Source organism: Bradyrhizobium uaiense, from assembly GCF_010811875.1.
Lineage (GTDB): Bacteria > Pseudomonadota > Alphaproteobacteria > Rhizobiales > Xanthobacteraceae > Bradyrhizobium > Bradyrhizobium uaiense.
The window spans coordinates 1-12206 of record NZ_VKHP01000262.1 but is presented as its reverse complement, the minus strand read 5'-3'; the positions used below and the strand labels follow the sequence as shown (position 1 = coordinate 12206).

Genomic DNA, 12206 nt, shown 5'->3' with positions numbered 1-12206 from the left:
CCCCCGGCGTGGGCGGTGGTGACAGCCTCACTGCGGGCGCCTGAGATATCGGAGTTGGTTGTCTGCGAACTCGTCGCCGCCCCTGGCCCTCTCCCGCCCCCCCGATCCGCCCGCAACTCGCCGTGTCAGGCGTGATTTTCCGTGACGGCAAGGTGCTGCTGGTCCGCCGTGCCCGCTCGCCGGGCAAGGGCTTCTATTCGCTGCCCGGCGGCCGGGTCGAGTTCGGCGAAACGCTGCACATCGCGTTGCACCGGGAGATCGACGAGGAGACCGGCCTGCGGGTCGATGTCCTCGGCCTCGCCGGCTGGCGCGAGGTGCTGCCGACCGGTCCCGGCACCGGGCATTACCTGATCATGACGTTCGCGGCGCGCTGGGCCTCCCGCGAGCCCGTGTTGAACGACGAGCACGACGATTTCAAATGGCTGGCGCCGGAGGAGATCGGCGACCTCAAGGTCACCGGCGGCCTCCACGAGGTGATTGCGGCCGCCCGGCGGCTGGTTTGAGGCCTGTTTCCGGGCGTTCCCGCCTTGCCTCGGGCGCATTGAGGGGGCATACCACGGCCATTCCGGAACCCCTGATGATCAGAGCCTTTCTCGCCGTTGTGATCCTGATGTCGGCATGCCTTGCGACGCCCGCCCGGGCGCAGGACGCGGCTGCGCCGTTCGACGGCGACCTGCAACGGCTGGCCGAGATCCTCGGCGCCCTGCACTACCTGCGCGGCATCTGCAACGCCAACGAGGGCGCCAAATGGCGCAACGAGATGCAGGCGCTGATCGACGCCGAAACCCCCTCCGGGGACCGCCGCGCCCGCATGATCGCGGGCTTCAACCGCGGCTATAACGGCTTCCAGCAGACCTACCGGACCTGCACCCCCGCAGCCAGCGTGGCGATCCGCCGTTACATCGAGGAAGGCTCCAAGATCTCGCGCGACCTGACGGCCCGCTATGCCAACTGAGCGCGCGATCTTCTTCGACCTCGACGGCACCCTGACCGACCCGAAGCCCGGCATCACCGGCTCGATCCAGTATGCCCTGGAAAAGCTCGGCCGGCCCGTTCCCACGCAGGACGAATTGACCTGGTGCATCGGGCCGCCCTTGCGGGCGAGCTTTGCGATGCTGCTCGGCGGCGACGAGCTCGCCGACCACGGGGTTGAGCTCTACCGCGAGCGGTTCGGCGATGTCGGGCTGTTCGAGAACCGCGTCTATCCCGACATCGCGGAGGTGCTGGCGGCGTTGCGGCAGCGGCCGGGCCGGATGTTCGTGGCGACCTCGAAGCCGCACGTGTTCGCGACCCGGATCATCGCGCATTTCGGGCTCAGCGGCTATTTCGACCACGTGTTCGGCTCGGAGTTCGACGGAACCCGCGTCAACAAGGTCGAGCTGCTGGCCTATGCGCTGGAGCAGACCGGGGCCGATCCGGGTAACGCCCTGATGATCGGCGACCGCAGCCACGACGTCATCGGCGCCAATCGTAACGGCATCCGCGCCGTCGGCGTCACCTATGGCTACGGCACGCCCGAGGAGCTGGTTGAGGCCGGCGCCAGCCATCTCTGCGCCTCGCCGCGCGCGGTGCTGGACCATATCCACAGCTCATTCGGCTGATGGAGGCCGGGATATCCGGAATTCCCCTTTAAATGCCGTCGCGCGCGTTAACCTTTTCGAAAGAAGTGGGCTAGGCGGTACCCGCATGCGTGATACATCTCGCGCGTCGCAGTGGTTCGCTCCTCGAGCCGCGCGCATCCATTTTGCAGAGTTTCATGCGCCATCCAGCGTCCTTTCCCCTTCACCAAGAAGACCCGCGACCCGACCACGAGCAGAAGCAGGCTGCGCTGAGCTATCTGAACGAGGCCTGGGCGGAAGCGCTTCATGATGGCGTCGACGGCGACTGCCTCGCGCAAGCGAGCCTGTTTGCGGCGCTCGCCGAGCTCGTCAACACCTATGGCGAGGATGCGGTGGCGAAGTTCGCCGAGGGTCTCGCCGCGCGCGTGCGCAACGGCGAGTTCTCGCTGGCGCTCGCCAGACAGTAATCCCGCAAAACGTTTTCGAGCGAAGTGGGCACCTGTTCGCGTGCAGAAAGCGCGATAAGGAATCTAGCGCATTTGATGCGCTAGGCCTTCAGCGTCTCAAGGAACCGGACCGGCTCCCCCAGCGACGGCGTCGTGACCTCGCCCTGCCACATCACCCGCCTGCCGCGCACGAAGGTGCCGACCGGCCAGCCCTGCACCCGCACGCCGTCATAGGGCGTCCAGGCTGCGCGCGAGGCGATCCATTTGTTGGTAATGGTCTCGCTGCGCTTGAGATCGACGATGGTGAAGTCGGCGTCGTAACCCGCCGCGATGCGGCCCTTGCAGGCGATGTTGAACAGCCGCGCCGGCCCCGCGCTGGTGAGGTCGACGAACCGTTGGAGCGACAGCCGCCCGGCGTTGACGTGATCGAGCATCAACGGCACCAGCGTCTGCACACCGGTCATGCCTGAGGGCGAGGCCGGATAGGTCTTCGACTTCTCCTCCAGCGTATGCGGCGCGTGATCCGAGCCCAGTACGTCGATGATGCCCTGCTCGATACCGTACCAGATGCCGGCGCGGTGATCGGCCGAACGCACCGGCGGGTTCATCTGCGCCAGGGTGCCGAGCCGCTCATAGCACTCGGGCGCGGCCATCGTCAGGTGGTGCGGCGTCGCCTCGCAGGAGGCGACATCCTTGTGGTCGCGCAGATAGAGAATCTCTTCCTTGGTCGAGATGTGCAGCACGTGGATGCGCTTGCCGGTTTCGCGCGCGAGATTGACCAGCCGCTCGGTCGCCATCAGCGCCGCGGTCTCGTCGCGCCATACCGGATGCGAGCGCGGATCGCCCTCGATGCGCAGCGGCTTGCGCTCGTTGAGGCGGTATTCGTCCTCGGCGTGGAACGCGGCGCGGCGCCGGATCACCTGAAAGATCCGCCGCAGGCTCTCGTCGTCCTCGACCAGCAGCGCACCGGTGGAGGAGCCGATGAACACCTTGACGCCGGCGCAGCCCGGCGCGCGTTCGAGCTGCGGCAGATCCTGCACGTTCTCGCGGGTGCCGCCGATGAAGAACGCAAAATCGCAATGCATGCGGTGGTGGCCGCGCTTGATCTTGTCGGTGAACGCCGCTTCCGTGACCGTCAGCGGATTGGTGTTCGGCATCTCGAACACCGCAGTGACCCCGCCCATCACGGCGCTGCGCGAGCCGGTCTCGAGATCTTCCTTCTGCGTCAATCCGGGCTCGCGGAAATGCACCTGGGTGTCCATCACGCCGGGCAGGATGTGCAGGCCCTTGCAGTCGACCACCTCGCCGGCCGAGGCCTGGCCGAGTGAGCCGATCGCGGCGATACGGCCATTCATGACGCCGATATCGCGCACGCCCTCGCCGTCCTGATTGACCACGGTGCCGGATTTTAGAATGGTGTCAAAATGCTGATTCATCGGTCCTCGGCGCCCGCTTTCCGCTGTCGCGCGGGCCTTGTTCGCCGCACTCTAGCGCCTTAGCTTGGCAGGGGATATCCGCGAGGACCGCGTTTCCCAAGGAACTTGGAAAAGAGCCAATTTTGCGAATGAAAGCAGCGTTTCTTCCAGATCGGGGCGTGATCAAGGTTTCCGGCGAGGACGCCCGCAACTTCCTCAACGGCCTCATTACGACCGACGTCGAACAGTTGCAGCCGGGGCAGGCCCGGTTCGGCGCGCTGCTGACGCCGCAGGGCAAGATCATCGTCGATTTCCTGATCACCGAGATACCCACCGGCCATGGCGGCGGCTTCCTGATCGACGCACCGCGCGCGCTCGCCAAGGGGCTCGCCGACAAGCTCGGCTTCTACAAGCTGCGCGCCAAGGTCGTGGTCGAGAACCTCTCAGACAGTCTCGGTGTGTTGGCGGCCTGGGATGGTGAGCCGGCGGCGACACCCGATCTCGCCTTCGCCGATCCGCGCAACCCGGCGCTCGGCTGGCGCATCCTGATCCCGGAAGATCTGAAGCAGAAGCTTGCCGAGCTGATCGGCGCCGACCTCGTCGACAACAGCGCGTATGAGGCGCATCGGATCGCGACCGGCGTGCCGCGCGGCGGGCTCGACTTCATGTATGGCGACGCCTTCCCGCACGAGACCAACATGGACCACCTGCACGGCGTCGATTTCGACAAGGGCTGCTATGTCGGCCAGGAGGTGGTGTCGCGCATGCAGCATCGCGGCACGGCGCGAACCCGCACGGTGAAGGTCATTCTCGATGGTCCCGCCCCCGAGGCGGGCGCAACGATCCTCGCCGGCGACAGGCAGGTCGGCACCATCGGCTCGACCGCAGGGCAAAACGGCCTCGCGTTGGTGCGCATCGACCGCATCGCCGATGCGCTCGATGCCGGCCTCGCGCTGACCGCGGGCGGCCTGTCGCTTCACCTCGCCGACCCCAACGTTGTCCGCCCCGCACCCAAGCAGACCGTCGCATGAGCCGTACCGCGAAGCTGCATCCCGACGGCAAGACGCGATGCCCCTGGCCGGGCGAGGACGCGTTCTATATCGCCTATCACGACAATGAATGGGGCGTGCCGGAGTATGACGACCGCGCGCTCTACGAAAAGCTGATCCTCGACGGCTTCCAGGCCGGCCTGTCCTGGATCACGATCCTGCGCAAGCGCGAGAATTTCCGCAAAGCCTTCGACGATTTCCAGCCCGAGAAGATCGCGCGCTACACCGACAAGAAGGTGCATGCGCTGATGAACGACGCCGGCATCGTTCGCAACCGCGCCAAGATCGAAGGCACGGTGGCGAGCGCCAAGTCGTATCTCGAGATCATGGAGAAGGGCCCCGGCTTCTCGAAATTCCTGTGGGACTTCGTCGACGGCAAGCCGAAGGTCAATCAGTTCAAGAGCACCGCGAGCGTCCCCGCTTCGACGCCGGTCTCGATCAAGGTCTCCAAGGAGCTCGGCGCACGCGGCTTCAAGTTCGTCGGCCCCACCATCGTCTACGCCTTCATGCAGGCGACCGGCATGGTCAACGATCACCTCGTGACCTGCTTCTGCCACGAGTCTTGCAGCGGCAAGCTCCGCAGCCCGCGGCTCAAGAAGAAATGACTTCGCGTAAATCGACGGAGACCACCCGCGCCTGGCAGCGGATGCTATCCGGACGCCGGCTGGACCTGCTCGACCCGTCGCCACTCGATATCGAGATCGTCGACATTGCGCATGGACTCGCGCGGGTCGCGCGCTGGAATGGCCAGACTTCAGGCGCGCACATCTTCTCGGTGGCGCAGCACACGCTGCTGGTTGAGGCCGTGATGCGCCAGCAGACGCCGCGCGTCGACATCAGCCACCGTCTCGCCGCGCTGCTGCATGACGCACCGGAATATGTCATCGGCGACATGATCTCACCGTTCAAGGCGGTGCTGTCAGGCGAATACAAGGTGGTGGAGAAGCGGCTGCTGTCGGCGATCCATATCCGCTTCGGCCTGCCTGCGGTGCTGGCGGACGAGATCACCCAGCAGATCAAGGCCGCCGACCGCGGCGCCGCCTATCTCGAGGCGACGCATCTGGCAGGATTTTCGCAAGCCGAAGCCAAGCGCCTGTTCGGCCGCGATCCGCAATTGCCCGAAGCGACCGAGCGCGACTATCTGACGCCATGGACCGCAGCGCGGGCCGAAAAGCAGCTTCTCGAACGCTTCAAGGCGCTGGACGCGTCATAGGCGTGGCTGCGAGAAGTCTGTGGCCGGTTGCGCCGCAAAACGAAGGGCAGACATGGCGGCACCCGGCTTTGCCCACCGGGACCAGCCCGTTATAATCGGACCCGCCCGATAGCCAAGGACCATCATGCTTCACGTCTGCTCGCTTGCCGCGCTCTCCGACACGGTTCGTGCCACCGGCGCCAGCCATGTGCTGACCGTGATGGCCAATGTCGACCAGGTGCAGCGCCCGCCCTCGGTGCTTCCGGCCAATCATCTGAAAGTGTCGATGGACGACATCGTCGAACAGATGGACGGGTTCGTTGCGCCGAACGAGACGCATATCGAGCGCGTGCTGACTTTCGTGCGCGGCTGGGATCGCCGCGCACCGATGGTGGTTCATTGCTACGCGGGCATCAGCCGCTCGACCGCAAGCGCATTCGCCACCGTCTGCGCGCTCAATCCGCACCGCGACGAAATGTCCATCGCCCGGCTGATCCGCGAAGCTTCGCCGATCGCGGCGCCCAACCGACTGATCGTCGGCCTCGCCGACAAGGCGCTAGGGCGCGACGGCCGGATGCTGCGCGCGCTCGATGCGATGGGCCCCGGCAGCATGAGCGTCGAAGGCCGGCCTTTCCACATCAATCTGGAATAGCACGAACCTGGCGCGGCCTTGAACTTCCGGTCCTCCCAAGTGCACTACTAGGTTGCGACGGGCCGCTGGCTGGCCAAAAGTCCGGCGCGTCCTGCCGGAGGCCCAATGTTCGATTCGCCGTTCGATTTCCTCACGCTCGTCATCGCCATCGTTGCCATCATTTTCGCGCGCAAGGCGCTGGGCCAGATTTCGGTGCTGCAGCGCCGGCTGGATGCGATCGAGGCCGCAGGCGTAGCGGCCGCGCGGACGGCCGTGCCGCCACCACTGGCGCCGCTCGAGGCGTTCGAGCAGACGCTTCCGACCGCGCCTCCGATCGCACCGCCACCGCTGCCCGAGGCGGCAAGCGAGCCGGACGCACAGGCAGAGCCCGCCGCGGACGCCGAAAGCACCGCGCCGCCACCGCTGCCGGAGCCACCGGCCCCGCCGCAGCCGGCCCCCGGTTTCGAGGAAACGCTCGGCACCCGCTGGGTGGTGTGGATCGGCGGCCTGACGCTCGCGCTCGGCGGCTTCTTCATGGTGCGCTATTCGATCGAGGCCGGCCTGCTCGGTCCCGGCGTGCGCACATTGCTCGGCGGATTGTTCGCGTTGGCGCTGCTCGGCGCCGGTGAATGGACGCGGCGCCAGGAGAGCATCTCCAGCATCGAAGCGCTGCCGATCGCCAACATTCCGGCGATCCTCACCGCGGCCGGCACCGCGGTCGCGTTCGCTACGGTCTACGCCGCTTACGCGCTGTACGACTTCCTCGCGCCGGCTACCGCCTTCATCCTGCTCGGCATGGTCGCGCTCGGCACGCTTGCGGCGGCGCTGCTGCACGGGCCTGCGCTGGCGGGGCTCGGCATCATCGGCGCCTTCGTCACGCCGATCCTGGTCTCCTCGGACAAGCCCGACTTCTGGTCGCTGTATATCTATCTTGCGATCGTCACGGCGGCATCGTTCGGCCTCGCGCGCATCCGGCTGTGGCGCTGGCTTGCAGTCACGACCATCGCTTTCGCGCTGCTATGGACCTTCCCCTGCCTGCAATGCGGCCCGGAGATGATCGCGCCGCATGTCTTCCACGTCATCGCAGGCTTCGTGCTGGCGGCGCTGCTCGTGGTCTGCGGCTTCATGTTCGGCCCCGATGGTGATGGCGAGGAGATCGAGCCGATCTCCTCCGGCTCTCTCGCGGCCTATCTGTTCGGCGCGATGCTGATCGTGCTCAACAGCGCGCACGCCGACACCGCGATGATCGGCTTTGCGCTGCTGACGGCCGGCAGCCTTGTCGTCGCCTGGCGCGCGCCGGCCGCTGTCGGTGCGATCGCTGCCGCGTCGATCTTCGTCTTCATCGTGTTCGGCGAATGGGCCGTCCGCCGCAACGTCGACATGCTGGTGCTGCCGGGCGGCGCGATCCCGGGCATCGGCCCGTCCGCGACCGATGGCTCGGTCTCGCTGCATCTCGTCACCGCGGCACTGTTCGCGGCCGCCTTCGGCATCGCCGGCTTCCTCGCACAATTCCGTTTTGCCACCACGAAGATCACGGTGACCTGGGCTGCGGCGGCCGTGTTCACACCGATCGCGCTGCTGGTCGCGCTCTATGCGCGCATCGCACATCTCGATCGCTCGATCCCGTTCGCGATCCTCGCCGTGCTGCTGGCCGCGGCTTATGCGGCCGCGACCGAAGCGCTGACCCGGCGCAGCGAGCGGCCGGAACAGTCGCCCTCGATCGCGCTGTCGGCGACCGGCGCCCTCGCCTCGCTGGCGCTGGCGCTCACCTTCGCGCTCGACGAGGGCTGGCTCACCATCGCGCTGGCGCTGGTGTCGATGGGCACGGCATGGCTATCGGTACAACGGCCGATCCCGTTCCTGCGCTGGCTTGCTGCGATCCTCGCCGGCATCGTCGTGCTGCGCATCGGCTATGAGCCGCGGATCGCAGGCGACGCCGTCGGCACCACGCCGATCTTCAACTGGCTGCTGTGGGGCTACGGCGTGCCCGCGCTGTCATTCTGGGTGGGAGGGCATTTCCTGCGCCGCAACGGCGACGACGTGCCGCTGCGCATGGTCGAATCCGCCGCGATCCTGTTCACGGTGCTGCTCGCCTTCATGGAGATCCGCCATGCGGTCAATGGCGGCAACGTCTATTACGATAGTGCAGGATTGACCGAGGTCGCGCTGCAGGTGGGCGTGACGCTCGCGATGGCGATCGGACTGGAGCGGCTGCGGCTGCGCAGCGGCAGCATCGTGCACAATGTCGGCGCGGTCCTGCTCACCGCATTCGCCGGGCTTGCCAGCCTGCTCGGGCTGCTCGGACTGGAGAATCCGATGCTGTGGTGGCAGGACGTCGGCGGCAGCTTCTTCAACCTGCTGCTGCTCGGCTACGCACTGCCGGCCGTGCTGGCGCTGCTATTGTCCTACGCGGTCGCGGGCCATCGTCCGGCGGCATATGCCAACACGATCGCAGCCGGCGCGCTGGTGCTTGCGCTCGCTTATGTCACGTTCGAGATCCGCAGACTCTATCACGGACCGGTGCTGACGCGCGGCGAGACCACGGGCGCCGAGCAATACACCTATTCGATCGCCTGGCTGATGTTCGGCGTTGTGCTGCTCGGCGTCGGCATCGTCGTCAACTCGCAGCGGGCGCGGCTTGCATCCGGTGCGGTGATCGGCCTGACGATCCTGAAGGCGTTCCTGGTCGACATGTCGACACTGACAGGTGTTTACCGGGCGCTGTCGTTCATGTGCCTCGGCATCGTGCTGGTCGCGATCGGTTGGCTGTATCAGCGGATCCTGTTCCGCAGGCGCGCCGCTCCGCCCGCGCCACAGGCTGAGGCTTAGCGCGTGTTGTTGTCCTGCGAGCGAGAGCCTCAGTCGACCGATTCAGCGACCAGGCGAATCCTGAACACCGGCTTCCTGCCCTCGTCGAGCAGCTCCATGTGCCATTCGCTGTCCTGCTTCATGTTGCGCGAAATGCTGCCAAGGAAATTACCGCAGACCTTGGTCATCTCGGCCCACGCCACGTCACGGCTCTCAAACTCCGTCGCGTGGTCGGACGCACCAGCGTAGTCGCCATCACTGATACGGAAAAAATATTGCGCCATATGACCACTCAAATCGGTGTTCCCACCATCCCGCCTCGCGGCGAACGCTAGGATATTGAGTAGCTATCAACGTGTGGCGACCGCCATCCGTATGACTACGGCTCGGCAGCTATTCCCGCTAGCGCGCAGATAAGACGTTAGAGCGTTTTCGAGCGAAGTGGATACCGGTTCGCGTGAAGAAAACGCGTCAAAACATGAATCTAGAGCCCCGTTCGGATTCAATCGGAGCAGATTGGCTCTAGTCGGTGGAGCGGCGCAATTCCGGGGCGCTCTCGACCTTGGCGGGCTCGGCCTTGACCGGCTCGAGCTTCGCGCTTCCGACCTGCGGCGTCTCAACGCGCGACACTTCGGTCTGCGAGGCATCCGCGGAACGCGTGCGCGGGTGCAGCGAGCGCGGACGCGCCACTGCGCGCGCCATCAGCATCTGCTGGCCGCCCTGGTGGCGAAATTCGCAGTAGGCGAAGCCCATGCCGGAGACCGAGCCGCGGAACGAGCGCTCGTCCTGCTTGTCGAGGTTGAAGCACGGCTCGAACGGAATGCCTTTCAGCGAAGCGCAAACGCTCTGGCCACGGATTTGCAGCGTATTGCCCGGCAGGCGCACATGGCGGATCGGACCGGAGCCGGAGAACTGGATCGAGCCTGCGGCGCCCATGTCGTCGAGGATGCGGCCGGCACCACGGGTGCCATCGAAACAGGTGAAGGCGAACACCTTGCCGGCAACGAACTTGCGGGCCTCATCGGCGTTCATCATGCCTGCGAATGCCGGCACGACCATTGCTCCGGCCGTGACGGCCCCCAACACCAAACGCGCAAGCATGAGCTACTCCACTTACGAGCGCGGGCACCCGCTCCTTGTTGAGCATGATCCCCGCACCGACGTTTCTCGACGTCTGCGCGAGGAAGCCCGGCCCCCCGGGATCACGCTGCAAGCCTCTTTACCCGCTGCTTACCATACCAACCGTGGCAACATTGGAGCAGCTTGGTTGGTAAAGTCTGAACGTCCTCAGACTATTTTTACCACGATGCGGCCGCGGACCTCGCCGCCGAGGATTTTCGCGCCATAGGGCATGACCTCGTCCAAGGCGATTTCGTGAGTGATATCAGCCAGTTTTGTCTTATCCAGATCGAGGGCAAGGCGGGCCCAGGCGGTGCGCCTGAGCTCGATCGGGCACATCACTGAATCGATACCGAGAAGGCACACACCCCGCAAAATGAAGGGCGCGACCGATGACGGCAGGTCCATGCCGGCCGCCAGACCGCAGGCCGCGATCGCGCCGCCGTATTTGGTCATCGAAAGCAGATTGGCGAGCGTGGTCGATCCGACGCTGTCGACGCCGCCGGTCCAGCGCTCCTTCGCAAGCGCCTTCGGGGCACCCGACAGCTCGGCGCGGTCGATCACCTCGCTGGCACCGAGTCCCTTGAGGTAATCGGTCTCCGACGTCCGCCCTGTCGATGCGATGACGTGGTAGCCGAGCTTCGACAGCACGGCGATCGCAACCGAGCCGACGCCGCCGGCGGCGCCCGTGACCACCACCGGGCCGCTCTTCGGGGTGAGACCATGCTTCTCCAGCGCCAGCACCGAGAGCATCGCGGTGTAGCCGGCGGTGCCGACTGCCATCGCGTCGCGGGCCGAGATGCCGTCAGGCAGCCGCACCAGCCAGTCGCCCTTGACGCGGGCCTTCTCCGCATAGGCGCCGAGATGGGTTTCGCCCATGCCCCAGCCGTTGCAGACGACCTTGTCGCCCGCCTTCCAGTCGGGATGGCTGGACTCCTCGACCGTGCCGGCGAAATCGATGCCGGCGATCATCGGAAACCGACGTACCACCGGCGCCTTGCCGGTCAATGCGAGACCGTCCTTGTAGTTCAGCGTCGACCACTCGACGCGGACGGTGACGTCGCCGTCCATCAGCTCGGCTTCGTCGAACTGGGTGAGCGCGGCGGTGGTACCCTTGTCCGCCTTGTCGATCCTGATTGCCTTGAACGTTGCCACGATGCGCACTCCCCTAATCTTGGTTTCGGGGAGTTTTTATCTCATCAGGCAGGCTGCGCAACCGGGCGCGCGACCGGTGCTTCGACGATCGGCAGGTTGATCAGCGCCGACAGCACGCCGAACAGCACCGACAGCCACCAGATGGGGGTGTAGGAACCGTATTGCTCGAACACGACGCCGCCGAGCCAGACGCCGAGGAAGCCACCGACCTGATGGCTGACGAAGGCGAAGCCATAGAGGGTGGAGAACCAGCGGGTGCCGAACATCAGCGCGACCAGCGCCGAGGTCGGCGGGACGCTCGACAGCCACAGCAGCCCCGAGACCGCGCCGAACGCAATCGCCGAGAACGGCGTGACCGGGAACGAGATGAAGGCAACCGTCGCCAGCGCGCGCGAGAAGTAGATCACCGAAAGCAGATAGCGCTTCGGAAAATAGTTCTGCAGCCAGCCGACGCTGAGCGAGCCCACGATGTTGAACAGGCCGATCGCCGCAACCACCCAACCGCCGGTGGTCGCCGGAATGCCGCGGTCGGCAAGATAGGCCGGCAGATGGATGGTGATGAAGGCGAGCTGGAAGCCGCAGGTGAAGAAGCCGAGCACCAGCAGGACGTAGGAGCGGTGTCCGAAGGCCTCCGCCAGCGCGGTCTTGAACGATTGCTGATCGGCGGGCGCGGCATCCTTGGTCTCCGTCGGCGGCGTTGCCAGCGCGAGCGGGAGCGGCAGGGTCAACAGCCTCAGCGCGCCGAACACGCCGAGCGCGGGCTGCCCGCCGAAATTTTCGGTCAGGGCGACGCCGAACGGCGCCAACCGGCACAGGCCGCACGCGCCGGCGG

Annotated in this window: 14 protein-coding genes; 9 read left to right on the top strand and 5 right to left on the bottom strand. The window is 66.0% G+C overall.

What is annotated here, in order from left to right:
* The first annotated feature begins 122 nt into the window (after positions 1–122).
* The 4 genes from FNJ47_RS38990 to FNJ47_RS38975 all read left to right on the top strand — a co-directional run bounded on the left by FNJ47_RS38990 (position 123) and on the right by FNJ47_RS38975 (position 2026).
* Entirely contained in the window at positions 123–503 is a 381-nt protein-coding gene (locus tag FNJ47_RS38990) for an NUDIX hydrolase (RefSeq protein WP_347341772.1), read from the top strand.
* Positions 504–577: 74 nt separating this feature from the next.
* The gene (locus tag FNJ47_RS38985; RefSeq protein ID WP_163161170.1) at positions 578–955 is read left to right on the top strand and encodes a TIGR02301 family protein; all 378 of its coding nucleotides are present in this window, start codon (positions 578–580) and stop codon (positions 953–955) included.
* On the top strand, positions 945–1601 hold the full coding sequence (locus tag FNJ47_RS38980; RefSeq protein ID WP_163161168.1) for an HAD family hydrolase: 657 nt from the start codon (positions 945–947) through the stop codon (positions 1599–1601). Before FNJ47_RS38985 ends, FNJ47_RS38980 begins: the two co-directional genes overlap by 11 nt.
* Before the next feature lie 155 nt (positions 1602–1756).
* Positions 1757–2026, top strand: a complete 270-nt coding sequence (locus FNJ47_RS38975) for a hypothetical protein (RefSeq protein WP_163161166.1) — start codon at positions 1757–1759, stop codon at positions 2024–2026.
* A gap of 80 nt (positions 2027–2106) precedes the next feature.
* On the opposite strand, the gene FNJ47_RS38970 is transcribed toward FNJ47_RS38975, so the two are convergent.
* Positions 2107–3441 carry a dihydroorotase gene (locus FNJ47_RS38970; protein WP_163161164.1) on the bottom strand — a complete coding sequence of 445 codons (1335 nt, stop codon included), beginning with the start codon at positions 3439–3441 and terminating at the stop codon, positions 2107–2109.
* Positions 3442–3569: 128 nt separating this feature from the next.
* On the opposite strand from FNJ47_RS38970, the gene ygfZ reads away from it, so the two are divergent.
* The 5 genes from ygfZ (at position 3570) to FNJ47_RS38945 (ending at position 9121) form a co-directional block, all read left to right on the top strand.
* A complete protein-coding gene (gene ygfZ / locus FNJ47_RS38965; protein WP_163161162.1) occupies positions 3570–4451 on the top strand; it encodes a CAF17-like 4Fe-4S cluster assembly/insertion protein YgfZ in 882 nt (293 codons plus the stop codon).
* Positions 4448–5074, top strand: coding sequence for a DNA-3-methyladenine glycosylase I (locus FNJ47_RS38960; RefSeq protein ID WP_163161160.1), 627 nt, complete (start codon positions 4448–4450; stop codon positions 5072–5074). Before ygfZ ends, FNJ47_RS38960 begins: the two co-directional genes overlap by 4 nt.
* On the top strand, positions 5071–5682 hold the full coding sequence (locus tag FNJ47_RS38955) for a YfbR-like 5'-deoxynucleotidase (RefSeq protein WP_163161158.1): 612 nt from the start codon (positions 5071–5073) through the stop codon (positions 5680–5682). Before FNJ47_RS38960 ends, FNJ47_RS38955 begins: the two co-directional genes overlap by 4 nt.
* 124 nt (positions 5683–5806) lie before the next feature.
* The gene (locus FNJ47_RS38950) at positions 5807–6313 is read left to right on the top strand and encodes a tyrosine phosphatase family protein (RefSeq protein WP_163161156.1); all 507 of its coding nucleotides are present in this window, start codon (positions 5807–5809) and stop codon (positions 6311–6313) included.
* 105 nt (positions 6314–6418) lie between these two features.
* Positions 6419–9121 (top strand): DUF2339 domain-containing protein, encoded by a 2703-nt coding sequence (locus FNJ47_RS38945; protein WP_163161154.1) that lies wholly within the window; start codon positions 6419–6421, stop codon positions 9119–9121.
* 29 nt (positions 9122–9150) lie between these two features.
* Here FNJ47_RS38945 and FNJ47_RS38940 read toward each other — a convergent pair whose 3' ends face one another.
* The 4 genes from FNJ47_RS38940 to FNJ47_RS38925 all read right to left on the bottom strand — a co-directional run.
* Entirely contained in the window at positions 9151–9384 is a 234-nt protein-coding gene (locus FNJ47_RS38940; RefSeq protein ID WP_163161152.1) for a DUF6894 family protein, read from the bottom strand.
* Between the two features lie 238 nt (positions 9385–9622).
* Positions 9623–10201: a hypothetical protein gene (locus tag FNJ47_RS38935; protein WP_163161150.1), complete on the bottom strand. Its 579-nt coding sequence runs from the start codon at positions 10199–10201 to the stop codon at positions 9623–9625.
* 186 nt (positions 10202–10387) lie between these two features.
* Positions 10388–11374, bottom strand: coding sequence for an acrylyl-CoA reductase (NADPH) (gene acuI, locus FNJ47_RS38930; protein ID WP_163161148.1), 987 nt, complete (start codon positions 11372–11374; stop codon positions 10388–10390).
* 44 nt (positions 11375–11418) lie between these two features.
* A partial coding sequence (locus FNJ47_RS38925; RefSeq protein WP_163161146.1) for an MFS transporter occupies positions 11419–12206 on the bottom strand: 788 nt, incomplete at its 5' end.